At 52.2% G+C, this 24166-nt stretch carries 30 protein-coding genes, 2 tRNA genes, 1 other RNA gene and 1 pseudogene; 12 read left to right on the top strand and 22 right to left on the bottom strand.

The window, feature by feature from the left end; genetic code table 11:
* Positions 1 to 76 precede the first annotated feature (76 nt).
* The 5 genes from alaS to O0S09_RS06280 form a co-directional block, all read right to left on the bottom strand.
* A complete protein-coding gene (gene alaS, locus O0S09_RS06300) occupies positions 77 to 2815 on the bottom strand; it encodes an alanine--tRNA ligase (RefSeq protein WP_268923118.1) in 2739 nt (912 codons plus the stop codon).
* 122 nt (positions 2816 to 2937) lie between these two features.
* Positions 2938 to 3483: a FumA C-terminus/TtdB family hydratase beta subunit gene (locus O0S09_RS06295; protein WP_268923117.1), complete on the bottom strand. Its 546-nt coding sequence runs from the start codon at positions 3481 to 3483 to the stop codon at positions 2938 to 2940.
* A complete protein-coding gene (locus O0S09_RS06290) occupies positions 3480 to 4304 on the bottom strand; it encodes a fumarate hydratase (RefSeq protein WP_268923116.1) in 825 nt (274 codons plus the stop codon). Before O0S09_RS06290 ends, O0S09_RS06295 begins: the two co-directional genes overlap by 4 nt.
* A 300-nt stretch (positions 4305 to 4604) precedes the next feature.
* On the bottom strand, positions 4605 to 4970 hold the full coding sequence (locus O0S09_RS06285) for a hypothetical protein (protein WP_268923115.1): 366 nt from the start codon (positions 4968 to 4970) through the stop codon (positions 4605 to 4607).
* Complete coding sequence (locus O0S09_RS06280; protein ID WP_268923114.1) at positions 4963 to 5496, bottom strand: type II toxin-antitoxin system antitoxin SocA domain-containing protein; 534 nt, start codon at positions 5494 to 5496, stop codon at positions 4963 to 4965. Before O0S09_RS06280 ends, O0S09_RS06285 begins: the two co-directional genes overlap by 8 nt.
* 173 nt (positions 5497 to 5669) lie before the next feature.
* On the opposite strand from O0S09_RS06280, the gene O0S09_RS06275 reads away from it, so the two are divergent.
* The 4 genes from O0S09_RS06275 to O0S09_RS06260 all read left to right on the top strand — a co-directional run bounded on the left by O0S09_RS06275 (position 5670) and on the right by O0S09_RS06260 (position 7608).
* Entirely contained in the window at positions 5670 to 6113 is a 444-nt protein-coding gene (locus O0S09_RS06275; RefSeq protein WP_268923113.1) for a hypothetical protein, read from the top strand.
* Position 6114: 1 nt separating this feature from the next.
* Positions 6115 to 6408: a hypothetical protein gene (locus tag O0S09_RS06270; RefSeq protein ID WP_268923112.1), complete on the top strand. Its 294-nt coding sequence runs from the start codon at positions 6115 to 6117 to the stop codon at positions 6406 to 6408.
* A 323-nt stretch (positions 6409 to 6731) separates the two neighbouring features.
* On the top strand, positions 6732 to 7181 hold the full coding sequence (locus O0S09_RS06265) for a type IV pilin domain-containing protein (RefSeq protein ID WP_268923111.1): 450 nt from the start codon (positions 6732 to 6734) through the stop codon (positions 7179 to 7181).
* Between the two features lie 178 nt (positions 7182 to 7359).
* Entirely contained in the window at positions 7360 to 7608 is a 249-nt protein-coding gene (locus O0S09_RS06260; protein WP_268923110.1) for a hypothetical protein, read from the top strand.
* Between the two features lie 145 nt (positions 7609 to 7753).
* On the opposite strand, the gene O0S09_RS06255 is transcribed toward O0S09_RS06260, so the two are convergent.
* Both O0S09_RS06255 and O0S09_RS06250 read right to left on the bottom strand, forming a co-directional pair.
* A complete protein-coding gene (locus O0S09_RS06255) occupies positions 7754 to 8074 on the bottom strand; it encodes a HepT-like ribonuclease domain-containing protein (RefSeq protein WP_268923109.1) in 321 nt (106 codons plus the stop codon).
* 39 nt (positions 8075 to 8113) lie between these two features.
* Positions 8114 to 8497 carry a nucleotidyltransferase family protein gene (locus tag O0S09_RS06250; RefSeq protein WP_268923108.1) on the bottom strand — a complete coding sequence of 128 codons (384 nt, stop codon included), beginning with the start codon at positions 8495 to 8497 and terminating at the stop codon, positions 8114 to 8116.
* 767 nt (positions 8498 to 9264) lie between these two features.
* On the opposite strand from O0S09_RS06250, the gene O0S09_RS06245 reads away from it, so the two are divergent.
* Together O0S09_RS06245 and O0S09_RS06240 are read left to right on the top strand one after the other, a co-directional pair.
* On the top strand, positions 9265 to 9642 hold the full coding sequence (locus O0S09_RS06245; protein WP_268923107.1) for a nucleotidyltransferase family protein: 378 nt from the start codon (positions 9265 to 9267) through the stop codon (positions 9640 to 9642).
* Positions 9639 to 9974 (top strand): HepT-like ribonuclease domain-containing protein, encoded by a 336-nt coding sequence (locus O0S09_RS06240; RefSeq protein ID WP_268923106.1) that lies wholly within the window; start codon positions 9639 to 9641, stop codon positions 9972 to 9974. Before O0S09_RS06245 ends, O0S09_RS06240 begins: the two co-directional genes overlap by 4 nt.
* A gap of 164 nt (positions 9975 to 10138) precedes the next feature.
* Here the strand turns inward: O0S09_RS06240 and O0S09_RS06235 are convergent, their stop codons facing one another.
* From O0S09_RS06235 to O0S09_RS06190, 11 genes and pseudogenes are all read right to left on the bottom strand, one after another.
* Positions 10139 to 10657 (bottom strand): nucleoside-triphosphatase, encoded by a 519-nt coding sequence (locus O0S09_RS06235; RefSeq protein WP_268923105.1) that lies wholly within the window; start codon positions 10655 to 10657, stop codon positions 10139 to 10141.
* 5 nt (positions 10658 to 10662) lie between these two features.
* Positions 10663 to 11208: a TOBE domain-containing protein gene (locus tag O0S09_RS10040; protein WP_425438240.1), complete on the bottom strand. Its 546-nt coding sequence runs from the start codon at positions 11206 to 11208 to the stop codon at positions 10663 to 10665.
* Between the two features lie 8 nt (positions 11209 to 11216).
* Positions 11217 to 11706: pseudogene (locus tag O0S09_RS10035) on the bottom strand (ATP-binding cassette domain-containing protein); the annotation flags it as partial.
* Between the two features lie 13 nt (positions 11707 to 11719).
* Positions 11720 to 12541 carry an ABC transporter permease gene (locus tag O0S09_RS06225; protein WP_268923103.1) on the bottom strand — a complete coding sequence of 274 codons (822 nt, stop codon included), beginning with the start codon at positions 12539 to 12541 and terminating at the stop codon, positions 11720 to 11722.
* 31 nt (positions 12542 to 12572) lie between these two features.
* A complete protein-coding gene (gene modA / locus O0S09_RS06220; RefSeq protein ID WP_268923102.1) occupies positions 12573 to 13496 on the bottom strand; it encodes a molybdate ABC transporter substrate-binding protein in 924 nt (307 codons plus the stop codon).
* A 152-nt stretch (positions 13497 to 13648) separates the two neighbouring features.
* Positions 13649 to 14614 (bottom strand): malate dehydrogenase, encoded by a 966-nt coding sequence (locus O0S09_RS06215; RefSeq protein WP_268923101.1) that lies wholly within the window; start codon positions 14612 to 14614, stop codon positions 13649 to 13651.
* A 22-nt stretch (positions 14615 to 14636) separates the two neighbouring features.
* An RNA gene (gene ffs, locus O0S09_RS06210) (signal recognition particle sRNA) lies at positions 14637 to 14948 on the bottom strand.
* Between the two features lie 72 nt (positions 14949 to 15020).
* Positions 15021 to 15092 (bottom strand) — tRNA-Ile (locus tag O0S09_RS06205).
* A gap of 319 nt (positions 15093 to 15411) precedes the next feature.
* Positions 15412 to 15484 (bottom strand) — tRNA-Asn (locus O0S09_RS06200).
* 71 nt (positions 15485 to 15555) lie between these two features.
* Positions 15556 to 15858, bottom strand: coding sequence for a hypothetical protein (locus tag O0S09_RS06195; RefSeq protein ID WP_268923100.1), 303 nt, complete (start codon positions 15856 to 15858; stop codon positions 15556 to 15558).
* 3 nt (positions 15859 to 15861) lie between these two features.
* Positions 15862 to 16212, bottom strand: coding sequence for a hypothetical protein (locus tag O0S09_RS06190; protein WP_268923099.1), 351 nt, complete (start codon positions 16210 to 16212; stop codon positions 15862 to 15864).
* Between the two features lie 67 nt (positions 16213 to 16279).
* Here O0S09_RS06190 and O0S09_RS06185 point away from each other — a divergent pair, with 67 nt between their 5' ends.
* The 3 genes from O0S09_RS06185 to O0S09_RS06175 all read left to right on the top strand — a co-directional run bounded on the left by O0S09_RS06185 (position 16280) and on the right by O0S09_RS06175 (position 19090).
* Complete coding sequence (locus tag O0S09_RS06185) at positions 16280 to 17413, top strand: M24 family metallopeptidase (protein ID WP_277612915.1); 1134 nt, start codon at positions 16280 to 16282, stop codon at positions 17411 to 17413.
* A 1-nt stretch (position 17414) separates the two neighbouring features.
* Positions 17415 to 18290, top strand: coding sequence for a type II methionyl aminopeptidase (gene map, locus O0S09_RS06180; RefSeq protein WP_268923097.1), 876 nt, complete (start codon positions 17415 to 17417; stop codon positions 18288 to 18290).
* Between the two features lie 158 nt (positions 18291 to 18448).
* The gene (locus tag O0S09_RS06175; RefSeq protein WP_268923096.1) at positions 18449 to 19090 is read left to right on the top strand and encodes an ArsR/SmtB family transcription factor; all 642 of its coding nucleotides are present in this window, start codon (positions 18449 to 18451) and stop codon (positions 19088 to 19090) included.
* 134 nt (positions 19091 to 19224) lie between these two features.
* On the opposite strand, the gene O0S09_RS06170 is transcribed toward O0S09_RS06175, so the two are convergent.
* The 4 genes from O0S09_RS06170 to O0S09_RS06155 form a co-directional block, all read right to left on the bottom strand.
* Entirely contained in the window at positions 19225 to 19386 is a 162-nt protein-coding gene (locus O0S09_RS06170) for a hypothetical protein (protein WP_268923095.1), read from the bottom strand.
* A gap of 226 nt (positions 19387 to 19612) precedes the next feature.
* Positions 19613 to 20311, bottom strand: a complete 699-nt coding sequence (locus O0S09_RS06165; protein WP_338148505.1) for a DUF169 domain-containing protein — start codon at positions 20309 to 20311, stop codon at positions 19613 to 19615.
* Positions 20312 to 20645: 334 nt separating this feature from the next.
* The gene (locus tag O0S09_RS06160) at positions 20646 to 21464 is read right to left on the bottom strand and encodes an NAD(+)/NADH kinase (protein ID WP_268923202.1); all 819 of its coding nucleotides are present in this window, start codon (positions 21462 to 21464) and stop codon (positions 20646 to 20648) included.
* Positions 21464 to 22264 (bottom strand): bifunctional fructose-bisphosphatase/inositol-phosphate phosphatase, encoded by an 801-nt coding sequence (locus O0S09_RS06155; RefSeq protein ID WP_268923093.1) that lies wholly within the window; start codon positions 22262 to 22264, stop codon positions 21464 to 21466. Before O0S09_RS06155 ends, O0S09_RS06160 begins: the two co-directional genes overlap by 1 nt.
* Before the next feature lie 118 nt (positions 22265 to 22382).
* Between O0S09_RS06155 and O0S09_RS06150 the strand changes: the two genes are divergently transcribed.
* From O0S09_RS06150 to O0S09_RS06140, 3 genes are read left to right on the top strand one after another with little or no spacing between them, the layout of a single operon-like run.
* Positions 22383 to 22763 (top strand): translation initiation factor IF-5A, encoded by a 381-nt coding sequence (locus tag O0S09_RS06150; RefSeq protein ID WP_268923092.1) that lies wholly within the window; start codon positions 22383 to 22385, stop codon positions 22761 to 22763.
* Positions 22764 to 22780: 17 nt separating this feature from the next.
* Positions 22781 to 23638, top strand: coding sequence for an agmatinase (speB, locus tag O0S09_RS06145; protein ID WP_268923091.1), 858 nt, complete (start codon positions 22781 to 22783; stop codon positions 23636 to 23638).
* On the top strand, positions 23622 to 24122 hold the full coding sequence (locus tag O0S09_RS06140; protein ID WP_268923090.1) for a GNAT family N-acetyltransferase: 501 nt from the start codon (positions 23622 to 23624) through the stop codon (positions 24120 to 24122). The genes speB and O0S09_RS06140 overlap by 17 nt, the downstream gene beginning before the upstream one ends.
* Positions 24123 to 24166 lie beyond the last annotated feature (44 nt).

The following is a 24166-nucleotide window of genomic DNA, read 5'->3' as shown; positions in this document are numbered from 1 at the left end:
TCGGGAAATGGGGCTTGCGAGTGTGTGACACGGTTGGCCGCGCAGTGATGACAGTAAAAAGGATCGAAAAAAAAGGTTAGAGCTGTGCTCTGATGAGAGTGTCGGCCTTTGCGATCGCATCCGCGATCTTTGCCGCGTCACTTCCCGCACCCTGTGCGAGATTTTCTTTGCCGCCGCCTTTGCCGCCGAGCTCGGCACATACTGCAGAGACAAGCTGTCCGGCATGGACTTTGCCGGTGACACCGGAGGCTGCAACAACGCCGATGCCGTCTGCGGTTGTAATGAGAACCGCGACACCGCCCCGTGCCGCAACTGCTCCGGCAACTGTGACCAGTTCTTTGCGCGAGACATCCACCTGTTTGATGACGACCTCAATGCCGTTCACCACAACGCCTTCCAGACGGGAGAGTTCCAGCTCCGCAATCTTGGCCCGCAGACGTTCGATCTCTTTGCGCTGGTCTTTCCATTCGGTGAAGAACCGCTCGACGGATGCGGGCAGGTTTTCGGTCTGCACGGACAAGGTGTCGGCAGAGGTGTTCAGGAGTGTCTGAATGTGCTGCATTGCGTCAAGCGCGGCAAATCCTGCGGCGAACTCGACACGCTCCACACCGTCCTGAATGTGTTCCAGACGCAGGAGTTTGACGGGACCTATCTCGCCGGTGCTCTGACAGTGCGTTCCGGCGCAGGCCTGTACCTCGGCACCCATCTGTACGATGCGCAGCTCTTTTCCCGGCGGCACACCACCCTGATAGAGGGCGAATCCGAACTTCTGTTCGGCTTTTGTGCGGCTTTCCATCTTGATCATGACCGGCAGGTTCTCCATTACCAGACGGTTTGCCACGATCTCAATCTGTTTGAGCTGTTCGGGGGTGATATGGGTGTAGTGCCGGATGTCAAGCCGGGCAGTATCCGTGGAGAGCTGGGATCCTGCCTGGTGGATATGAGGTCCGAGCACCTCTTTTGCCGCACGGAGAATGACGTGGGTTCCGGAGTGGTGGCGCATGAGTGCCCAGCGGCGTTCTTCGTCAACAACACCTTTTACCCGGTCGCCGCGTTTGAGTCCGGGACCGCGGACCTTGTGAAGAATCACGTCGCCGGACTTTACCACTTCATCCACGCGGATCATGGTGTCAATTGTGACAAATGTTCCGGTATCGGACGGCTGGCCTCCGCCTTCGGGGTAGAAGAGGGTATGATCGAGAATGACGTAGTCGTCAAAGACGTCCACAATGGTTGCCTCAAACTCCATGTCGGTCGGCCGTTCGTAGTAGCTTCTGCGGGTTGCAGGAAGACCTGCAATACGCTCTGCGTATTTGGATAGCGGGGATTCGGGTTTCACTCCCTCGTTCTCCGAGTGCATGTCGGCTATCTGGGAGTCGAAGTCGTCCGGAATTTCGAACTGCGCACCGGTCTCGGTCAGAATCCGGCCCATCAGATCCACCGGGATGCCGTGGGAGTCATAGAGCGTGATAAGCTCTTCGAGCGGGACCGGCTGGTTCTTCTTGACATAGGTCTGACCGACGCGCTGCACGGTACGGGTTCCACGCTCAATGGTTGCGTCGTACTTCTCGACCTCGCGGCTGATGATCTCACGGACGATTGCGGGTTCCTGTTCAAACTGGGAGAGACCGATCTTTTCCATCTGTGCAACGACAAGATCGCTGAGGTCTTCGTCAACGCCTGCTTCCTGCATCATTCTGATGCTGCGGCGCAGAACGAGACGTGCAAGGTATCCTTCGCGGACGTTGGAGGGGACGATTAAGTCGCCGAGCATGTAGGCAAGGCAGCGGGTGTGGTCGCAGAGTGCATAGATGTTTTCCATCGGAACAATCATTTCTTCCAGTTTTGCGAGGGAGACACCGGTTGCGTCAGCTACTTTCTGCCGGAGATCGTGCAGTTTTTCGCCGCGAATGTCCATGAGTCCGGCGAACTTTGCGTTCATTCCGAGAATGTGTGCAAATTCCGGATTGTCGAGGCGGTCTTCCATGCCTGCAGCGTTTAAGAGCCGCGGGATCATCTCGGGGAAGACTGCGTCATATGCGGTCGGTGTTCCCTGCGATGCCCAAGCAAACCGTTCAAGGCCGTAGCCGGTATCCACGATCCGGAGCGGCATTTCATAGTAGTCCTTGCCGTCGATCATGACCTGTGGTTTGCCGGAGTTCTTCCGTGAGAGGTTCATGAAGACGAGCGTTGCAACCTCAAGTCCGCCCATCAGAACTTCGACGCTTGCACCGGCGTTTCCCCCACCAAACCACGGGTTTTCTTTGAAGGTGAGGTTGGCAAGGTCGCCGCCGATGGATTCCACAAAGCCGCTGCAGAGTTCAACACAGTGGTCCTTCCAGTACACCGGATGGTCGTCGGTGTTGAAGGCATGATGCGCCATCATCTCAAAGCAGGTGAAGTGGCGGCCCGACCGGCCGACATTGTCGAGGTCGTTGAGCCGGATGCACGGCTGGGAGATGGTAAGGGGATTTGCCGGAGGAGGGCAGATACCGCTTGTGACGTACGGCTGGAAGTCAGCAATGGATGCGATGGTCAGGTAAATGTCATCGCGCCACCGTGCGGCTACCGGGTACCGGCTGATACGGGTGTGACCGTTTCTCTCGAAGTAGGAGAGATAGGCTTCCCGCATCTCTTCCACACTGTGTCTGGCAAACATGGGGTTGCCGATGAACTGGTATGGTTCACAGGGAGCGTCACCGCAGACTTCACGTTCCGGGTCCCGGGTCCAGAATGGCATTCCGCATTTTTTACAGATTTTGCGGACAAATCCTTCCCGCTTGAAATATTCAAGCTGATATTCATTCTCAAGCATGAAGAACCACTAACTGAGGTTGATAACCACTATACGTTAGAGTGGAGGTAAGATAATAATTCCTTTCGGGTGGGCGGTGCTGTGATGCCGCAAAAAGAATGGGACGGTAAAACCCCGCAGCCTCACCAGCGCAGCTGATCATACCGTTTGCGCACACCCTGCGCCACCTCTGCAAACAGATCCCCTCCATGCGCATCAATCCCCACCACCAGCGGCATATCCCGCACACGAATCTCCCACACCGCCTCTGCCATCCCCAGCTCCGGATAATGACAGCCCGCAAGTGCCATACACGAGGCTGCAAGAGCCGCACACCCGCCGGTAAAGGCAAAATACACCGCCCGGCCTGCCAGCGCCTGCCGCACCCCGGCTGACATTCCCCCCTTCCCAATAAGCGCCCGCACACCTGCATCCACCATTGGCGCAGTAAGACCATTCATCCGCGCAGACGTTGTGGGGCCTGCTGCAACAATCACATTCCGCCCCGTATCGACCACCGGCCCGCAGTGATAGATCACTGCACCCGCCGGATCAAACGGAAACCCTTGCTCCAGAATCTTCAGATGCGCCTCATCCCGTGCGGTATAAATCGTCCCTGACAAAAGCACGCGGTCCCCCGCCCGCAGATCCAGTACCTCCGCACCCAGCGGTGTCGTCAGACGGATCACAGCGCCACCTCCCGCACTCCGCGCCGGCAGCACCAGCACTGAATATTCACCGCAACCGGCAGTGATGCTGTGTGACAGAATCCGCGCTTCACCTTCACCGCCAGCGCCGTCGTGTCCCCGCCAAGCCCCATCGGCCCTATTCCGAGTGCATTAATCGCATCACAGATCCCCTGCTCATATGCATCCATGGTATCAATCCGCTCCAGAAGTGCCTCCTTCGCAAGCGCCGCCGCACCATCAAACGTCCCCCCGATACCAACACCTACCACAACCGGCGGGCAGGGGCGTGCCCCTGCTGCCATCACCACATCCACCACAAACCGCGGAATATCCGAAACCTCCGACGGCAGCATCATCCGAATCTGTGACATATTCTCCGATCCCGCTCCCTTCGGCAGCACCGTCACGCGGAGCACATCCCCCGGCATCACATGCACCGGCGGAAGACCCGCACCGGTATTATCCCCGGAGTTCTCCCGCGAAATCGGATCAACCCCGTTCGGCCGGAGCGGAACCGACAACGTCGCCCGCCGGATACCCGCAGCGACCGCCTCGTACAGTTCCGCAGTCACCGGAACCTCCGGCGGGACTGTCAGGTACACCACCGGAATGCCCGTATCCTGACAGATCGGTACACGCAGTTCCCGCGCCTGCGAAAGATTTTCCAGAATATTCGCAAACTCCCCGCGTGCAACCGGATTCGTCTCACGCCCGGCAGCAAGCCGGAGAACTGCTTCAACATCAGGCGGAAGAATAATCTCCGCCTCCTGCACCGCTTCTTCCACAGCCTGCACCAGACGTTCAAACAGCAGAGGATCCATGAAAAGAATATTGCAGGAGAACGGATTAAGACTGTCGTTTGGGGGGGGTCCATACAGTTCTGAGACCCACCGAAAACACTGAACACACTGAAAGATAAAAAACATCACGGAACATACGTGAAGAACACGGAAATACTGCGTTGAATAGAAGATAGAAATGCTGTGATGTTATGAGCCACGTAGTGACGAATGGAACCGGCCAAAGGCATGCGGCTCATGTATATTCCATGAGAGTTTTTTCATTCCGGGGATTCCACCGGAATTTTCCCTCCTTATATTAGTATCATTCTCTTGTTCATCCTATGATAGAGATTCTAAAAATTCTAAAATTCGCACCACATCATGGTTTTCCGTAGTAGATTTATGATATATTTGGATCAGCGTAATCTTGTCTGCTGCGACGTCATCATAAAAAATTACTCTCATCCCGCTTTTAGATCCCTGTCCTTTTAGGGACATACATCGAAAGGATTTGACTTTATAGACCGGATATTTCGCATACGTTTCACCAAGATTTGCAATGCGCACCGTCCCCCGGATTTCATTCTGACGAATAAAACTCAATGCTGTGATAAAAACGTCCATATCCGCATGAAGGGAGGGATATTTTTTCAGGAGTTTTTTTAGATCACGATCAAACTCCAAAATACGCGTAATCTCAGTCATCGTCGCAGTATTCTCTCACCGACATCTCTGCAGACCGATAAAATACCAACTCATAATCCAGATCATTGTTATCAGCGCTCGCTATCCAAGGAATATCCTTGTGGGACATGGCCTCAATTTGTGATCCATTCATTGATCCGTACCGTCCCAGAGTGTCATCAATATGTTTTATCTCAGTTGCACTAAGGAGGCTCAGATCAGGTTCTTTAAGTGAACAAAATCTCGTCTGATTATGACCATAATAGTCTACTTTTTTCTCAATGATAGCCTTGTCTTTCTTCAACATAGTAACAACGCTATCAAAATGCCGGGGGGCAGGACCATGCTCTAATTTGGAATATTTTTCACCTGTCATTTTTACTTCATTCAATTCATAGTAATTGAAATCGTTGAAATAGAGTAATTTATAGAGAACTTTTTTACCCACATTTGGGGACGATTCCGTCTTACTAATGATATAATGTAATACCTGCCTGAATTTCTCTGAATTGAATGCGCCACTCTGAGGATCGGGGGTGACAGACATAATTGTGAATATATAGGGTATCTCATATCTTAGTTCTTTTTGTAGAAATACAAAACAAGAAGATGACAGGTGCCCCGGGAGGCAGGCACCCCCGCATGCGGTATCCTCAAAACCGGAGCAAAAGAATCCCAGGCAAAAGACCTATTATCTCCCCCTCCCCATTATCAGATATCATGCAGGCGATGGATCAGAGACCGCAAAAAACGAGTATCACCGTCTCGACGCATATTAAAGAGCGTGTTTGTTCCAGAAAACGCGGCAATCAGACCTATGATGATGTTCTTGAGCAGATGCTGAATATTTCTGATATCGGGGATGAAGGAAAGGCATCCGGGGTTGTATTCTTGTATTCAGTACCTATTGGTGCAGATAACGAGATGAAAAAATTAAAATCACCTCTTCCTCTTCTGCTTCATGTAGATGAGAAAAACGGTTTCATTGATCTGGCGAATAACGAGTTTAAAATTCTTGTTTCCTGTAAGACCTTGGAAGAGGCTTTGGAAGAAGCCGGATTACAGTTCTCCGACAGTTTCGACGAGTATAACGATCCAAGTATCCCCATGACAACAGCTGCCAAAGAATTCGGTAAGAAACTCAGGGATGCAGTGTGGTTGTAATATGGTCGTTCTGAAAGCTGATGTAATCAAAAAGGCATTAGAAAAGAAGGGTTTTGCTCCTGTATCCGGAAAGCAAAAACATCCCCGGTTTACGTTCTTTGATGAAGGAGTACGGAGCACCGTAACGACGCACATGAGTCATAATAATCAGGAACTCAATGATTTTCTGCAAAGTCAGATGTCAGAACAAACGTATCTCACAAAAGCTGAATTTCTTGAGATGATCTCCTGCAAAATCGGTCATGACGATCTTGCTGCCCGGTATGCCGCTCTTGATCTCCTGAAGAAAGAGTGAGCCGCGCTTCCCCGTCACCCCCGCCCGGATCGGCATGCGGTGGTCGGGGGGACACGGCATCCGGTTCCCGATCCATCTGTTTTTAATAACATGGGGATACCGCACCCCCGGTATTGCATCTCCGGAAGCGATCCTCTATGCGCGCCAGGTATTTCATAGGTATTCTCCGGCACCGGTGCGGAGGGGCTGCCGGAGGGAAACAGTGAATGAGCAGACCGGTGTTTGAAAAAACAGGACGTCCGGCACCGAAGTTCCCGGAGGATTTTCTTTGTAGTACTCCGTCCACATCTTTATATGGGGGTATTTCCAATGGTAATATAACTATGAAGTCTGTAGCTAAAAAAGATGATGCAGTCTCACCGGTTATCGGTACGATTCTGCTGGTGGCAATCACGGTTGTGCTCGTCGCAATCGTTGCCGCTGTAGTTATGGGTATGGTCAGCGGTGTTGGTGACTCCAAGACAATTGGTATGAGTGTTACACCGTATGCGAATACTACTGAAGAAGGGATTGGTGTTATTCTTACCGTCACCGGCGGCAAGGATGCATCATTACTGAAGAATGTAACTCTTTACATGGATGGAGTGACTGAGTGGGACCCAGCGGAGATTACTGGTTTTGCAGTCGGTAAACCGATTTATGTTACAGCCACCGTTGCTGATGATGACATACCCACAACGGGAGTTCTGACTGTTACCGGTTCATTTACTGACGGAGCTACGAGCGTTATCTATCAGGGTCGTACAACTATCCCCGCAAAGGTAACAACATAATCCCACTTAGGGATATTCATTTTTCTTTTTTACCTTTCTCTGGTTCACCTCATGTGTTCATTTTGTCTCTCTGTGACTGTGATGCATTATCCCAGTCTCCGCGGATTTTTTCTACTCTTTCGCACAAAATCCCCCTGCCCCAGAACCATTATTACCCCTTACCGCCTAAGGAGTACTTATGGAGTCTACGGCTCTCGCCGGTCTCACGACAGGATACCGGAGTGATGTGGATTTTTATTTGAACGAACCGTCGCAGCCCAATGTCATTTCCGATCCGGTTGTCGGTACACCCTACCGGCTGAATGTTCTCGGTCCCAGTAGCGGGATGCCCGACTTTCCTATCTCCGGAACCTTCACCGTGACCGGTCACTCCACCGACGGCACCGCGCAGGTACTGTATCAGAAGAGCATCACGCTGAAAAAATAATTTTTTTCCGGCAGCATCTTTTTTTCCGGGGGGCCTAATGCGTGGTGATGCTTGGGAAGCGTTGCGCCGTAATCGGACCGGATGGGAAAAAGCACCAGCAGTTTCCGAAAAAAAACCACCATAATACTCTCGTCACAGCACACAATTAGCTATTCTGTTCCGGAGTTTCTCCCAAAAGAACTGCGATCTGTTTTTGCAGCTTAGGAATATCGCGGGTTACGGTATCCCAGAGAACATCATAGTCCACCGTGAAGTATGCATGGATCAACGTATCCCTGTTTCCCGCAATCACTTTCCAGGGAACTTCCGGATGCCGGCACCGATAGGCTTCCGGGATATGTTTTGCCGCTTCGCCGATGATCTCCAGAGAGCGGGTCAGGGCATATTTGCAGGCGAGATCCTTGTCATACTCCTCATAGGTCACTGTCGTAAGATACCGGGTGATGAACACGGTCTCCTGATACATATGGCGAAGAAAACCCTTCGACCCCTATCTCGTCGGGCTTCATGCAGTATCCGCCTGCGGGCCGCCGCAGAAAATGACGTCACGCTCAATGTACGGCCGGAGAATAGGACTCATCCATTTTTTGCTGACCAGATCGACCCTGCGTCCGAAAAGATGCTCAAGATCGTCATGCAGTCCGGACAGATTGGCCAGAGTGGATTTGCCGGGCTGAAAAGTATAGAGAATATCAATATCAGAGTCGGGCGTATCCTCCCCACGACTGACGGATCCAAAGATACCAATATCGGCAATGCCGTAGGTTTCCCGCAGCCGGGGCAGTTCCTGCTCCAGTGTCCGAAGAACTCTGTCTCTGATGCTGACATATGCAGTCGTGGTTTTTTCCCTCCTCTGTTGTTCTATGGAATAGTAAGGCAGTTTCAGCATATGAGAGTTTGGGTGATACCGGCATTGCACCTGTTTCCTGAACCTGCCGAGAATCTCAAAATATTGTTCGACAGAAAAGTGGTGATGCCGCGAAAGGATTTAGTTGATTTCTCCGGAACGTGTGTGTTTTCTGAAAATTGTAGGCGGGTGAGTGGGGAGTCTGGCAGGATGAGAATAAAAAACGCGATCAGCGCGAATCTCGGTCGCTTCGCTCCCTCCACGAATCGCATTTGCATTTCGTCGCTCGCCTTTCCGTCCGAACGGACGGGTGGCGTTGCTATCGCACGGCGGAGCCGTGCTCCACTCCCCACTTCGTGGGTCGTTATCGCAAACGCGACGGCAAATGCTGGACGGCGCCTTTCGGGCGCCTCCATGAGATAACAGAGGTCTTGAAAATGTGATGCGAAGTGGGCTGATAATTCTCGATCCAGCAACAGGCGGCACCCGAAAGGTGCCGTCCGGCATTTTTAGCGGCGTTAAAAAAATGCGATTCGTGGAGGGAGCGAAGCGACCGAGATTCGCGCTGATCGCGTTTTTTATTCTCATCCTGCCAGACTCCCCACTCACCCGTTTTGTGCTGCACCGAAGGCCCATCTGTGAAAATCTGTGGCGACTTTTCTCATCGTGCCCATTCACCAGACAACAGTTTCCGGAAAAATATCTACGAAATCCTTTCGCGGCATCACAACTTTTCTGCCGAACAATATTTCGAGAATCTCGGCAGGTTCAGGAAACAGGTACAATGCCGGTATCACCCAAACTCTCATATGCTGAAACTGCCTTACTATTCCATAGAACAACAGAGGAGGGAAAAAACCACGACTGCATATGTCAGCATCAGAGACAGAGTTCTTCGGACACTGGAGCAGGAACTGCCCCGGCTGCGGGAAACCTACGGCATTGCCGATATTGGTATCTTTGGATCCGTCAGTCGTGGAGAGGATACGCCCGACTCTGATATTGATATGCTTGTCTCCTTTACCCCACAACGGGAGACATACGATGCGTATCTGGGACTTGCCGAGGATCTCGAAGCACTGTTCGGCAGAAAGGTTGACCTGATCTTTTCTGACTGGATTCATCCCCGGATGCGTCCATATATTCTGAAAGATGCAATCTACTGTACTGCCGGAGATGCAGCATGAAAGACATCACTATCTACCTCGGAGATATCTGTGAGCAGGCAGAAATTCTGATGCAGGCAGTCTCCACCATATCATATGAAGAATATCTCCATACACCCCTCTATCAGAATGGGATTGTACGATCGTTTGAGATCATTGGAGAAGCAGCGAAACAGATTCCTGAGGAGTACCGCATGCAGCATCCGGAGATCCCCTGGAAAAAAATGGCAGGATTGCGGGACAGACTCATTCATGCTTATGCTTCAATAAATTACCGGCTGGTGTGGGAGATTGCGGCAACCGAAATACCCGTTCTGCATCAGCAGATACGATCTTTACTTACGGAACAATGAAAACCGGCTTTCCTTTTGCAAACAACGTGAATGCAGATTTGCACGGGGAAATTCTCAGTTCACACAAGCATTGCCCGATACCCGCACCACGAAACGGGCACTTGTGATGCCACAAAAAGATATCGTACCATTCCGCGATCGTATCCCGTCCGCTCACCCGCAGCTTAACACCGCTCCCGCATCCGCCGGAGAACAACCTCCCGCAGCTCATCACGATTCTCCCGCGTCACCACAAGCACCTCCACATGCGGATGTCCCCGCACCGCATCCAGAAACGGCAGCCGCCGGTCCCGGACAACACCAAGAACCGGAACCGTCCCGTCAAGAACAGAAAACACCGCCTCCTGAAACAAAAAACACGACGACTCCATCCACCCAAGCTCATCCATAACAACCAGCGGACCCGAACAACCCGCAAGCAGCGGCACACCGCAGGAAACAAACACCTCCTCATGCACCTCGGGCATCCGCCCCGGCACACGATGGGCAAGATGCGCCGCAGGCGTACAATCCTCCCGCGTACCCGCAGCAGGAATCAGAAAAATATCCGACTCCCCGCCCTCCCCCACAATCGCCACCGTCCGGAACCCCGACACCCGAACACCAAGCTCCGCAACCACACCGGAAACAATCGTACTCTTCCCCACCTGAACATCCCCCGTCAAAAAAAGATGAAGAGACATAAAAACTACACAAACACCTGAACCGCAGTCGCCTTAAACGTCACCGTCACCGCATCACCAACTGCAAAATGCAGACGCTCCATACTCTGCCGCGTCACCGCCGCAGCAAGCGTAATCCCGATATCCACATACACATACTGATACAGACCCGTATCCTCCACCCGCGTAATAGTACCCTGGAACGAATTGATCGCACTCGACTCAAACTTCCCGCGGGAAAGAATCAGCTCCTCGGGCCGGATCCCCACACTCACCGTCCCGGACAACGTCGTCGTCGCCCGGATCTTAACTCCCGCAACATCCACACAAACCACCCCGCTGCGGCTCACCACAACCTCCCCGCGGAACAGATTCAGATTCTCCGAAAACGACGAAACAAAACCATTCGCCGGATTATGAATAACCTCCTCCGGCGCACCGCACGCAACAATCCTGCCCCGCTCGATCACCGCAATCCGATCCGCCACCGCAAGCGCATCCACAATCGAATGCGTAACAAGAACACAGGGAATCCGCTCCGACCGGATCACCGACGCCAGCTCGCGGCGCATCTGCTCCTGCGTCCGCACATCAAGCGCAGAAAGCGGCTCATCCAGCAGCAGAAGCTCCGGAGACGGCGCAAGGGCACGGGCAAGCGCAGTCCTCTGCCGCTGCCCGCCCGACATCCGCGTCACCAGCTCATCCGCAATCTCCGCAATACCCATCCGCTCGCACAACTCATCCACCCGGGCATCAACAGCACCCTGCGGCATACGGCGAACCCTCAGACCATACGCAACATTCTCCCGTGCCGTCATATGCGGAAAAAGCGCATAATTCTGAAACATATACCCGATCTGCCGATCCTCCGGCGCAAGAAAAACCCGCTGCCCCGCATCAAACAGAACACGATCATTCAGAACAATCCTGCCGGACTCAGGCCGCAGCAGACCCGAAAGAATCCGGAGAACCGTAGACTTACCCGCTCCATTCTCACCGATAAGCGCAAGCGTCTCCCCGTCCTGAACCACAAAATCCGCAACATCAAGACCAAAGTCCCGCAGCGGCATCGCAAACGTCCCGTTAAGCATACACACTCTCCCTCTTACCAATATACTTCACAACCAGAATAATCCCAAACGAAAAGACCACCAGAACAATCGCAAGCGCAATCGACACAGCCATATCACTCTGCAACTCCCCGTAGATAGCAAGCGGCATCGTCTGGGTCTTACCCTGGAAATTTCCGGCAAACATCAGCGTCGCACCAAACTCACCGAGCGCCCGGGCAAACGTCATAATAACACCCGAAAGCAGCGAACCTGCGGCAAGCGGCAGCGTCACCCTCACAAACGTCTGCAGCGGCGTCGCACCAAGCGTCCGTGACGCCGCCTCAAAATTCAGATCGACCGCCTCAAAACTGGAACGCGCCTGACGGATATAAAACGGCGACGCAACAAAAATCTGGGCGATAACAACCGCAATCGTCGTAAACGCAATCTGGACATCAAAAATATTCAGATACTGACCCAGCAGACCATTCCTGCCAAACGCCATCAGAAGCGCAAGACCCGCAACCGTCGGCGGCAGCACAATCGGCAGATCCGTCAGCGTATCAACAATGTTCCGTCCCCGGTACGAAAACCGGGCATTCACATACGCAAGCGGCGTCCCAAGAACCACCACCACCACAGTACTAAACGTCGCCGTCACCGCACTGAGCCAGAGAGCATCCAGCGCAAGCGGACTGGAAAGAGCAGTAACAAAATCCTCAGGACTCACCCGCGTAAAAAGTGAAACAAGCGGAATGGTGATAAAAATAAGAAACAGGAGGATGAGTCCCCCCGCCACCACCATCGTACCAATGCGGGCAGCAGAGTGTTTTCGCGTGTCGGTTGAACTCATAGATACCTATTGTTTACGCGGCAGCAAAGGATTATGCTGTCGCTGCCACGGGATCAAACCCGTACTCGGTCAGAAGTGCAGTACCTGCAGGTCCGGTCATGTACGCTTCCCATGCCTCAACTGCCGCCTTGTTCTTGGTTGCATCGATGATACCATACGGATAGTCGGCAATAACATTGTACTGATCCGGAATCTCAAGTAACGTAATGTCCTCCTTATCGGACTTGGAGATATCGGACTTATAGACAAGGGACGCATCCGCCTCATCAAGGACAAGGAGCGGCTTGATCTTATCAACAGCATCAACCTCGGACTTCACATTTGCCATAAATGCATCAACATATCCCGGATGACTGTCGTTCTGATACTTGTTGATGATATCGCGGGTGTACTGGCCGAACGGAACATCCTTGTTTCCGATAACAAGAACAACACCCTTCTCTGCCATACCGGCAAGATCCGTGATCTGTTTGGTGTTTGCCTTGGGCACCGCAATTGCAAGCTTGTTCTTTAACAGAATCTTCTTCTCGGAGATCAGACCCGCATCAACAACCGGCGTGAACTGCTTATTGTTTGCAGAAATGTACATATCAACATCGGCGCCCTCAAGAATCTGGGTCTTTAACGTCTGGCTTCCGGCGAAGTTGAAGTTGACTTTGATGTTTTTGTTCTCTGCCTCAAACTGCTTGCCCATCTCTCCCAGAACACCGGTAAGGGACGCAGCAGCAAAGACATTGATCTCACCGGAAATCTCAGACGCAGTCGGAGTAGGAGTGGCGACAGCGGTCTGCGTTGCGGTTGCAGTCGGAGTTGCGGTCGGAGTCGGGGTTGCCGGCGTATCAGTTCCGATACAGCCCGCCATACCCACGGTGAGCACTACACACACAAGGAGTGCTGCAAAAATCCAGGTTTTGGTCAGCTTCATACTAATCCAGATCATATTTGACTGAATCATATTTAATAGTAAGCCGATTGTGATTAACAGATTAAATTAACTAAGTTTACAAAAAAGCAGAAAGAACACCGGCTGAATACCACAACCCCATCATCGCGTACCGGGAACTATCGGCAGCCATACCGGTACAAAATACCAAAGAAAAGAGAAAATTACTCAGACTCTTGTGACTCCGCATCCAGCGCAGCACAGACCTTTTCCGTCATATCCTTAATGAGTTTCACCGACTCCCCGAACATCGCCGTCTCCGTAATCGACAGACGAACCCCGATCGGAAACACCCCGCCACGCGTAATCCGTGCCGGAACACTGATACAGACACCCTCGTGACCGAAAATCTCACGGCGAATCTGCGTTGACACCGTCAGCATACGGTTCTCATCCTCGACAATCGTCCGGATAAGCGTCGCAATCGCATCGCCCGGACCAAACACCGTCGCACCCTTCGCCTTAATGATATACGAACCGCTGTTCTTCACCCGCTCAATCATCTCCTCGCGCGGCAGCTTCGCAATACCGATCATATTATCGATCTGAATACCGCCAATCGTCGTTGCCGACCACATCGGCACCATCGTATCCCCGTGCTCACCGATAATACGCGTGTGCACCTCACTCACATGCACATTGAAAAACTCCGCAAGGCACGCCTTCAGACGCATCGAATCCAGATGAGTTCCAAGACCAAACACCCGGTGCGGCATCATCCCCGAGTACTTCAGGGCAACCGTTGTCATAATATCAACTGGATTAGTCACCACCAGAAGTATGGAATCCGGAGCCATCCGCCCCACCTGCTCCGCATAATGCCGGACAATCTTTGCATTCTGCAACGCAAGATCCAGCCTCGTCTGATCAGACCGGCGCGGAACACCGGACGTCAGAACAACAATATCCGACCCGCGCAGTTCTTTCGGATTCGTCCCGAACGTAACCCGCGTATTCGTTCCCCGTGCAGCAAACGAGTCCATCATATCATGTGCAAGACCATCAAGAAACTGTTCATTGCCCGGCCGCCCATACAGACACATCTCCTGAACATGGGGAAACTGCGAAACAGCATGCGCTGCATACGAACCAACCTGACCGGTCGCACCGATGATCGTCACTTTTGCCATGAGAAAACCCTCATAAAATCAAGATGGGACACGTTTTCGGTTGAAAGCGCACATCCGGCCTCTCTGACATACCCCTTCTCCGCCCCGCAACCCTGTGGGCGCCATGCGTTCACAGTAAGTCTGCTCCCTTCCGGGCCTGAACCGGTGCCCACGACAAGAGGGAAACATATCCCTCCGGATATGTCCTCCCCCGCCGCTGACCTCACAGGACGAGGTATCAACGTCAGAATATGCCGCGTCAGTCAGACTGCCACAGCCGTCCTCAAACTTCGTCCCCTGCGTATTGGCTGTTTCAGGTTACAGGTGACGCCAAGCCACCCGGACTAGTCCCATATATAATGAGTCCTTCACTGGTTAAAATGATGTAGGATGCGGAACAGTCAGACAACACCTACCCGAACAAAAATGGGCCCGGAGGGGTTCGAACCCACGACCACCCGGTTATGAGCCGGGCGCTCCACCACTAAGCTACAGGCCCAATGCTATGAGAATAATTACGGAAAATGGGATGGCAGATAAATCTGCATCCCGAGAGAAATTTGTTCCCTTGCAGAAGAACATATCATATTTGGCATACATCTACTTAAAGGTGTCCGTTCGCCGAATGTCTCGTCTTTATTCCCGATCATCCCACGGAAGCAAAAACATCACGGAAACAGATTAATTCAGGATTCTGTGATGTTCACGAACTATTCCGTGATGTTTTTTTTCAGTGGATCTCAGGACTCTATGGACGACGCCCGATCACAGACGAATCAACACCGACTACAGGAATCAGAAACGAAAAACAAAAGAAGCGCCGCCAACAGGACTCGAACCTGTGACATGCTGGTTAACAGCCAGCCACTCTACCAACTGAGTTATGGCGGCAATCAAACCCGTTGCGAAAGGATTTCGCACGTGTCTTGCCTAAATAGATGTGCTACACACCGTATTAAAGATTATGATTTGGAAATGGTTTTATCCTGATGCAGAGCAGCCAGGTGCAGAATCAGATCCTCCAAATCCTCATCAAAATGTTCCAGCATATTGTAGGCCTTCGGCGTCGCAATCGCACCGGCAGGTGTCGCCTTAATGTACTGCATCTGCTCTAAGACCCGGAGAGAATAACGGATGCGGTGCTGCGGCTGGCCAAGTTCTTCCGTGAGTTTCATAATACCAATAGGACCGTTCCGTGCAACGACACGCATAACCGACAGATGGCGTTCAAGCAGCTCCACTTCTCCTTTGATTTTGCTCAGCATAAGTTACATCCCCCCCTTCTGTTCCTGTTCATCGCGCAGCTCTTCCTCAAGCTCTGCACGAATTCTGGCACGATACTCCTCCTCTTCTTTCTTCGCCTGTGCAATACGTTCTTCCTTAGTGGTTCCGTGAACATTCAGCCACGCTTTGGTTGCCTTATACCGGGGAACAAAGAGCAGAACTGCCGCTGCACAGACAATACCAGCCGCGACAACCACCGGCAGCTTAAACCAGTAACCATCGTCAACAATCGCCCACACGCAGACGGCAACAGCGGCGGAGAAGATGATGACATTCAGGAGGACAACACAGAGGGTAAATTTGCCCTTGAATATCATCTGCTCTTTTTCATCCATTAGTATGTACATCGGTGTCACAGCAATAAAAACTACATCTCTCCGAAACACACATCTCTTGATCACTATGAGAACTCTCACGGATGCCCTGGCAGAAAAAAACTCTGATGCATACGTTGCCTACGACTCATCGGCAAATGCAGATATGCGATATTTAGCAGGCTTTCTTGCATCCGACCCGTATATTTACATATATCCGAAAAACGGAAGAGGGACAATTGTCGTCTCATCCATGGAAGAACTACGTGCGCGAAAAGAAACATCATGCAACGTGATAACAAGGAGCGCGGCGGGACTCCCGGACCTCCTGCAGGAACTCAAAGACCCCGAACGTGCAGCAGCACAGATGATCCGAAACCTTGCCGGAACAAAACTCCTGGTACCAGCCTCAATGCCGGTCGGATTCGCACAGACACTCATGCAGGTTGCAGACATCACCGTTGACCGCACAACCGTCGCAGCCATGCGGCGCGTGAAAACTCCTGACGAGATCCTCCTCATGCGCGAGGTTCAGCAGCAGAACGAAGCAGCAACCCGCGCAGCAGTGGAACTTATCAGAAAATCCGGAATCGACGAACACGGCGGCCTGATCTATGAAGACGAACCCGTAACCTCCGAAAAAGTGCGCGAGGTCATTGCATCCGTACTGCGCCCCTCTGCATGTGAAGAGCGCGACACCATCATCTCCTGCGGTCCCGACACAGCAATGCCGCACTGCCTCGGCACCGGACAACTGCACGCAAACCAGCCCATTGTAATGGACGTCTTCCCCCGTAATCTGAAAACCGGCTACTTCGCCGACATGACCAGAACCATCGCAAAAGGCGCCCCCGCAAAAGAAATCATGCAGATGTACGAAACCGTACACGCCGCAAAAGAACTTGCCGCAGACATGCTCGGCCCCGGAATTACCGGAGCCGAAGTCCACAACGCAGTCGCCGCATTCTTCATCGAAAAAGGATATGAAACCGCAGGTGCCTCAGGATTCATTCACAGTCTCGGACACGGGGTCGGTCTTGAGATCCACGAAGGACCCTCGCTCTCACCGTCCGGCGGCATCCTTGAACCGGGAAACGTCGTAACCATTGAACCTGGTCTGTACTATCCGGGAATCGGCGGCGTACGTCTGGAAGACATGGGCGTCATCACCGAGAACGGATTTGACAGGTTTACTAACTTTGAGGAGCAATTAATAGTATAATATGAACGATACCGAGCTTGACAATTACCTGGAAGCAGGCAGAATTGCAAAGGAGGTGCTGCACAGTTGTGCAGCAGAGATTAAGCCCGGAGTTCTGATGGGTGATATCTTTGACATGGTGGTTGACCAGATAGAAACAAAAGGCGCAATGCTGTCATTTCCCCCCAATATATCCTTCAATGACGTAGCGGCGCATGACTCACCGTCACCCGGGGACGAACGCACCTTCACCGAAGGCGATCTGATCAAACTCGATATCGGAACACACATTGACGGATACATTGCCGACACCGCAGTTACCGTAAACCTCGGCGACCACGACAAACTCTGTGAAGCGTCAAAGGAAGCACTCGAAGCAGCAATTCAGATCGTGAAACCCGAAGTTGTAGTAAGCGAGATCGGCGCAGCGGTTGAAAAAGCGATCACCTCCTACGGATTCAAACCGATCATAAACCTCACCGGCCACGCAGTTGCGCGCTACGATCTGCACCACGGCCTCTCCATCCCGAACACCGGACTCTTCGGATCCGGTGTTCTCCGAAAGGACGATGTGATCGCAATCGAACCATTCGCAACCACCGGCTCGGGAATGGTGCACGAATCACCGCGTGCAGAGATCTACCAGGCTGTGGGCAACACCCCGGTACGCTCCCCGACCGCCCGCAAAATTATGAAAAAAGCAGAAGAAATGAACGGCCTCCCATTCTCCCGCCGATGGCTGAACATACCAAAGGCCGACCTCGCACTGCCGACACTGCTCCGACAGGGAAACCTGTATGTGTACCACTGTCTTGCGGATGTACCGGAAAGCTTCGTTGCACAGTTTGAACATACCATGATAGTAACCGAAGACGGGCCGCTCGTTACCACCCGGTAACTTTTCTTTTTTTTACAAGCAGCATAACTGCAACAATCTTCGAAGTCTACCAGAAGGTTATATAATTCCGCGTCCAATGTTCTCTCATAAGACTCGGCACGCCAAGGGCGTTGCTTCAGCCCCCCGAAAGGGGTCGCTCTCCACAGGTCGTGATAACGGTGACAGACGATAATGTTGTGGTTGTTGAACAGGGATCCTTTGAGGCACAGAAAATTGCAAAGGCAATGTCTTCCCCGACCTCAGCTGACCTGTTCAACATCCTTTCTGACTGCCCAATGAGTGCAACCGCATTAGCCGAGCGGAGCGGACTTCCCCTGACAACCGTAAAATACCATCTGGAAAATATGCTGTCGGCGGCCCTCATCGAGGTTACGGATACGCGCTGGAGCGCAAAAGGCCGTGAGATGAAAATTTATGCGGTCAAGGATCAGGTTGTAGTAATTGCACCCAAAAAGAAAGTGGACATCCGCGGTATTGTGGAACGCTACGGTGTCGCCGCAGGCGCTCTCGCAGTAGTATGTTCTCTGGGCCTTGCAATCCCGTCAACACTGCTCGGATTCATCCAGCAAACACCAGTCGGACCGGAGGTTGTATCAGCAATGGCAAAGACCGGGGCAGTCAATGTTGAACTGGGAGACCCCCTGGCAACTACACTCGTATCCCCGACGGAGACAGGAACAGTCGTATCCGGCATGCCGCTGTGGATCCATGAAGCAGTCATACTATTCTTCATTGCAGGCGTAGTGATTCTCGCGCTGATGATGGCGTATGAAGTGTACTCCATCCGGCGCGATGTCTGATTATTCCTCTATTTTTGTCGTATTGGACCAACCATTCAGACAATACCTTCCAGACCGCACGGGAAATATCCGGCACGGGAAAACACCATTTACCAAAAAGGAAAAAAGAGGAGATATATGGCAGTGAGAAGAAATTATTCCTTTTTCGTATCCAATTTCATCTCATTTGCAGCCTGTTTCACACCTTTGGTCACGCCCCTGACGGTAGTGGAAAGAGTATCTGCAGCATTTGTAAGAGTATCTTCAACTTTATGGGCAATTTCTTTTTCTTTGTGAGAGGAGGTATTCGATGACATTGGTACATTCCTTAGAGGTGGTATCGGTGCAGCAACTGCAGGCAGAACACCCGTCTGTGCTACAATACATATATTATTTCCAGAACTAATAGCAGTTCAGATAGTACCAAAACCGGCCAAAACGTCAAATACTGTCACCATCAAAGCATTTTTCTAAGACAGATCAGATCAGTGCAACGCATGGCTGGCCGCAGACACGACCGTGATACATCCCGATAAAAAAGAATTATTTTTTGGATCCCGCAGCATTCACCACGGTGGAGAGATGCAGAGCGATCTCCTCAATCATCTCAACAGGGAACCCGACCACCATCTCCTCATCCGCAATACCGGAAAACTTGCGGGAACCGTCACAGCCAAGCGAGAAGTTCGGTTTACCGTTCAGAAGAACATAAGCGGTCGCATCGGAACAGACCGACTGAATACCGGAAAACTGTGGATAAATTCTGCCGCCGAGCCGGTAAAGTACCGTCTGGGCAAGCTTGAGCATTGCTTTTGGTTTTGCAAAGAGCAACACGACACTTGGTGCAAACTCAGCTTTCTCCAGTGGTGCATACAGCGTTGCATACGTCTCCTGCGGGAGATTCGGCACACTCTCCATGGTCCGGCGGCTGGAAGAAACAGACTCGTATTTTCCCAGTTTATAATAGTGTTCGCCGGATTTCAGCGACGCACCCTTCGCACGAAGACCAAGTGCCCAAGCCCCACCGCCGCACTGATGTTTCGCATCGGTTGCATAGAAAACCTTCCCCTCACGGGCAAGGGAAATCATGCGGCAGTGACGGACTGTTTCCTCGATCTCAGGAACACCATCCGGAATCTGTTCCGGTGCGGTTACGATCTTCACCGCAACCGGAGAGCCGCAAAGATCCAGGTTTTCCTTGAGCACAGCAGAAATCGCTGCAAAATCCGGATTTGATTTCATACCATCCATGATGGAACATAGGAGACGCAGTTATATAATCATTCCTTTCCCAAGGCATTGGTCATAAAGTCCTGAGACCCACGACTCGCACGGCAGGACCGTGCGAGTCGTTTGGGCAAATATTCGATTGAACGACGATGATTTGTAATCTGTCCAGAAACGAAGTTATGGACAACACCATCCCAACCCGGAAATTCTGACCGGAAGTCAGAATTGAAATGCGGGAAACAACAGCCAGATAAACCACATACAAATATATAAAATTCCGTACGAACAGAAACACGAAAGCAATTCACAGCGGATTTTTCCAAAAAAAACAGGGACGAAAAAAAGATCACAGAAGCCGGAGCTTCTGCTCAACCTTCTCAAAGAAACTTCTCCCCACATCAAGGAAGAGTGCAGATTCAGGAGACTTCCGCACCACAAGCGATGCCTCCTCGCCGATATCATACTGCATCTGACCATCAAGCACCAGCTGGGCCGGCTTACTGCTGACGAGCCGCACCTCAATCTCGCTTGAGGAACTGATCAGATGCGGCCGCGACGACAGCATAAACGGTGCAAGCGGCACCAGCACAAACGCCTCGATCAGCGGATCCACAATCGGCCCTCCGGCGCTCATCGCATACGCCGTTGACCCGGTAGGCGTCCCCACAATAAGACCGTCCGCACGGAACTCTGCGGACTTTCTGCCGTCGATGAACGTCTCAAACTGCAGCATCTTCGCCGGTCGCGACGTAACAATCACCGCCTCATTGAGTGCGGAACCGATCGGCACGCCATCGTGCTCAATCATAATGCGCATACGCGGCTCAACCGGAAGCGGCAGGGAAAGACCCGCAAGAATCTCTCCCGCATGATCCCGCTCCAGATCCGTCAGGAACCCGACACGCCCCTGATTCACCCCGACGATCGGAATCTGGCGGGCAAGCATGCGCACCGCACGAAGCACGCTTCCATCACCGCCGAGCACAACAATCAGATCCGCGGAAAAGGAAGGATGCCCAAGCGACACTCCCGCATATCCGAGTTCGGATGCAACCGAATCCTCATAAACCACCTCATGCCCCGCATCCGCAAGCATCCAGCCAAGCGACTGGGCCGTCTCAATCGGGTCCCGGAAATCCACTCGTGACACAATACAGATCTTCATCATGACCTCAGATACTCAATCACCTTGCGGTGAATTACACGGTTCGTTGCAACAACACACCGGCCGGAGACAACATTATCCGGAAACTCAAGCACACTGCCGTCCGGAAGCGTCACACGCCCCCCTGCCTCCCGGCAGATCAGAATACCTGCAGCAGCATCCGTAACCCGCAGCGTATTTCGCATATCCACAAACCCGTCAAGCCGCCCGCAGGCAACATAACAGAGCTCAAGCGCTGATGCCCCCAGAAGACGCCAGCGGCGGATTTTATGGCCGAGCTGCATCATCCGTGTCATATCAAACTTCTTCGCATACACACTCATTGCCGAATGATCCAGCATCGTCTCCGTTGACACCTGAATCGGACTGCCGTTCAGATATGCACCTTCCCCGCGGATGGCGGTAAACGTCTCACCGTTTGCAAGATTCTTCACATATCCCGCAATCACCTGATCACCATCGGAGAGGGCGATGGAGAGAGCATAGAAAGGAATACCCGACACCGCATTGAACGTGCCGTCCACCGGATCAAGATACGCAATTCCTGCATCCCCGCCGATATCAACCATCCCCGCTTCTTCAGAGAGAAGCGAACGGCAGACCTTCTTCTCGCGAAACACCGACAGCACCAGATCCTCTGCCACGCGGTCGATACGTTCTGTTGGTGTATTGTCCGCACCGATGCACAGCTCCTCGCCGCCGTAGGCAGAGCCTATCAGAGGGGCAAGTTCCTGCACCATGATTTTTCCGACCTCGTCACACACGGAAAGAAACTGAAACGGCGTCGCCATAAGATACATCTGTATTAGTGCGGCAGCCTCATGAAATCAGCGGTGGAACAAAAGCGGTCGTGCATCCGCGCTTCGGTCGCAACACTCATAAGCGATTACCTCACATAATTAGTCAGAGTTCATTATCATGAAGGAACAGACAGAAGTTGGTAAGCTCAAGGAAGGCCGTTACGTTGTTGTTGACGACGAACCGTGTAAGATCCAGAGCATCGCAATCTCCAAGCCGGGAAAGCACGGAGCAGCAAAAGCAAGACTCGATGTTGTCGGTCTCTTTGACGGTCAGAAACGTTCCGTCGTATCCCCGACATCCGCAACCGTCTATGCACCGATTGTTGAACGCAAGACCGGACAGATCCTGACCATTGCCGGAAACGTTGTGACCTTTATGGATATGAAGGACTTCAACAACTTCGAACTTGTTGTTGACGACGACATCGTTGCAACCTTCCAGCCTGCTCAGGAAGTTCCCTACATTGAATCCCTCGGCAAGCGCAAGCTTGACCTCTGAGACTGCACAATATACCCATGCAGTCTTTTTCAAACACTCTTTTCGCAGATGCAGAGTCAGCATACGAAGATGCCTGCTACGTAATATTTGGCGTTCCGTTTGACGGGACAACATCGTTCAAGGCAGGTGCACGTGATGCACCCCAGGCGATCCGTGCAGTATCCTACAATCTTGAAACATACTTGCCGTATTATGATCTGGAGATGCCGGAGATTTTGTTCCATGACATGGGCGATCTCTACTGCGACTGTCTGCCGGATCTTGTAACGGATCAGGTGGCGGACGCGGTTTCGGATCTGCAGAAGGACGGAAAGTTTCCGGTGGTGATCGGCGGTGAACACTCGGTGACGATTGGTGCAGTGCGTACACTTGCGCCCGCGTGGTATGTGGTCTGCGATGCACATCTGGATATGCAGGAAGAGTTCCGGGGCTCACCCTACAACCATGACTGTGTAACGGCACGGGTTTCGGAGACGGTAAAAAATATTATTCTGATCGGACCGCGCAGCGGCACCCGCGAAGAGTTCGCAGCGGCACGGGAAAAATATCATCTATATACAGCAGACGATGTTCAGGAGCGCGGCATTGCCTCTATTCTTGAAGAAGTAGGAGATCTGATCGGTGATGAGACAGTGTATCTCTCCATCGATGCAGATGCCATTGACTGCTGCATGACACCGGGTCTTGGAACACCGGAACCGTTCGGACTGACACCAACAGACATCCGCTCGGTGATCCGCAAACTTTCACAGAAAAATGTGATCGGATTTGATTATGTCGAGGTGCTGCCAAACGACGCAGGCCAGACGACGGTTGTTGCAGCGCATCTGATCCGTGAGTTCATCGCAGGGCATTACCGTGCTCATCACAGATAGGCTGACAATTCTTCCGCTGACGACGGATCAGTTTGATCTTCTCCTCCGGGATAAGAAAAGCCTGGAACGATCGCTCGGACTGCGGCCATCCGGAATCCCGCTCGACACTCATACACACGAGGCGATGTCCGGTCTCTTCCGGGAAGCAAAATCTCACCCTGAAAACTATTTTTGGTACACTTACTGGATAATTATTCTCAGAGCAGATGCCGTCGCTGTCGGAGGACTCTGTTTCATGCAGGAACCGGATGCCGCAGGAGAATCAGAGATCGGTTACGGAATAGATCCGCCGTTCCAAAACTGCGGATATATGACCGAGGCACTGTCAGCAGTATGCAGCTGGGCAAAAGGAAGAACCAACGTCCGGACAATAACTGCCGGAACAGAAACGACTAACACCGCATCCCGGAGAGTTCTGGAGAAGAACGGCTTTTCTCTCAGCAACCGTGACGGTGACCAAACATACTGGCGGATTGCTCTGTAACCAAAATCTATTTACGACGGCACATCCAATTCTGATCACTACTA

The organism is Methanocorpusculum vombati (assembly GCF_026891935.1).
GTDB lineage: Archaea > Halobacteriota > Methanomicrobia > Methanomicrobiales > Methanocorpusculaceae > Methanocorpusculum > Methanocorpusculum vombati.
The sequence above is the reverse complement of the archived record's forward strand: the minus strand, read 5'-3'. Positions and strand labels throughout refer to the sequence as shown.

Excerpts from the sequence above, each read along its gene's own strand:
- O0S09_RS06250 (WP_268923108.1), bottom strand. The coding sequence starts at position 8,497 with ATGCTGAAACTGCCTTACTATTCCATAGAACAACAGAGGAGGGAAAAA.
- speB (WP_268923091.1), top strand. The coding sequence starts at position 22,781 with ATGCAGTCTTTTTCAAACACTCTTTTCGCAGATGCAGAGTCAGCATAC.
- O0S09_RS06260 (WP_268923110.1), top strand. The coding sequence starts at position 7,360 with ATGGAGTCTACGGCTCTCGCCGGTCTCACGACAGGATACCGGAGTGAT.
- O0S09_RS06225 (WP_268923103.1), bottom strand. The coding sequence starts at position 12,541 with ATGAGTTCAACCGACACGCGAAAACACTCTGCTGCCCGCATTGGTACG.
- O0S09_RS06290 (WP_268923116.1), bottom strand. The coding sequence starts at position 4,304 with ATGGATCCTCTGCTGTTTGAACGTCTGGTGCAGGCTGTGGAAGAAGCG.
- O0S09_RS06150 (WP_268923092.1), top strand. The coding sequence starts at position 22,383 with ATGAAGGAACAGACAGAAGTTGGTAAGCTCAAGGAAGGCCGTTACGTT.
- O0S09_RS06285 (WP_268923115.1), bottom strand. The coding sequence starts at position 4,970 with ATGACTGAGATTACGCGTATTTTGGAGTTTGATCGTGATCTAAAAAAA.
- O0S09_RS06155 (WP_268923093.1), bottom strand. The coding sequence starts at position 22,264 with ATGTATCTTATGGCGACGCCGTTTCAGTTTCTTTCCGTGTGTGACGAG.
- O0S09_RS06275 (WP_268923113.1), top strand. The coding sequence starts at position 5,670 with ATGCAGGCGATGGATCAGAGACCGCAAAAAACGAGTATCACCGTCTCG.
- O0S09_RS06170 (WP_268923095.1), bottom strand. The coding sequence starts at position 19,386 with ATGTCATCGAATACCTCCTCTCACAAAGAAAAAGAAATTGCCCATAAA.
- alaS (WP_268923118.1), bottom strand. The coding sequence starts at position 2,815 with ATGCTTGAGAATGAATATCAGCTTGAATATTTCAAGCGGGAAGGATTT.
- O0S09_RS06215 (WP_268923101.1), bottom strand. The coding sequence starts at position 14,614 with ATGGCAAAAGTGACGATCATCGGTGCGACCGGTCAGGTTGGTTCGTAT.
- O0S09_RS06240 (WP_268923106.1), top strand. The coding sequence starts at position 9,639 with ATGAAAGACATCACTATCTACCTCGGAGATATCTGTGAGCAGGCAGAA.
- O0S09_RS06190 (WP_268923099.1), bottom strand. The coding sequence starts at position 16,212 with ATGGATGAAAAAGAGCAGATGATATTCAAGGGCAAATTTACCCTCTGT.
- O0S09_RS06235 (WP_268923105.1), bottom strand. The coding sequence starts at position 10,657 with ATGTCTCTTCATCTTTTTTTGACGGGGGATGTTCAGGTGGGGAAGAGT.
- O0S09_RS06265 (WP_268923111.1), top strand. The coding sequence starts at position 6,732 with ATGAAGTCTGTAGCTAAAAAAGATGATGCAGTCTCACCGGTTATCGGT.
- O0S09_RS06160 (WP_268923202.1), bottom strand. The coding sequence starts at position 21,464 with ATGAAGATCTGTATTGTGTCACGAGTGGATTTCCGGGACCCGATTGAG.
- O0S09_RS06185 (WP_277612915.1), top strand. The coding sequence starts at position 16,280 with ATGAGAACTCTCACGGATGCCCTGGCAGAAAAAAACTCTGATGCATAC.
- O0S09_RS06270 (WP_268923112.1), top strand. The coding sequence starts at position 6,115 with ATGGTCGTTCTGAAAGCTGATGTAATCAAAAAGGCATTAGAAAAGAAG.
- modA (WP_268923102.1), bottom strand. The coding sequence starts at position 13,496 with ATGATTCAGTCAAATATGATCTGGATTAGTATGAAGCTGACCAAAACC.
- O0S09_RS06245 (WP_268923107.1), top strand. The coding sequence starts at position 9,265 with ATGCTGAAACTGCCTTACTATTCCATAGAACAACAGAGGAGGGAAAAA.
- O0S09_RS06280 (WP_268923114.1), bottom strand. The coding sequence starts at position 5,496 with ATGTCTGTCACCCCCGATCCTCAGAGTGGCGCATTCAATTCAGAGAAA.
- O0S09_RS06255 (WP_268923109.1), bottom strand. The coding sequence starts at position 8,074 with ATGTATCAGGAGACCGTGTTCATCACCCGGTATCTTACGACAGTGACC.
- O0S09_RS06165 (WP_338148505.1), bottom strand. The coding sequence starts at position 20,311 with ATGAAATCAAATCCGGATTTTGCAGCGATTTCTGCTGTGCTCAAGGAA.
- O0S09_RS06195 (WP_268923100.1), bottom strand. The coding sequence starts at position 15,858 with ATGCTGAGCAAAATCAAAGGAGAAGTGGAGCTGCTTGAACGCCATCTG.
- O0S09_RS10040 (WP_425438240.1), bottom strand. The coding sequence starts at position 11,208 with ATGCGCCGCGAGCTGGCGTCGGTGATCCGGTCGGAGCGGATTCCCTGT.
- map (WP_268923097.1), top strand. The coding sequence starts at position 17,415 with ATGAACGATACCGAGCTTGACAATTACCTGGAAGCAGGCAGAATTGCA.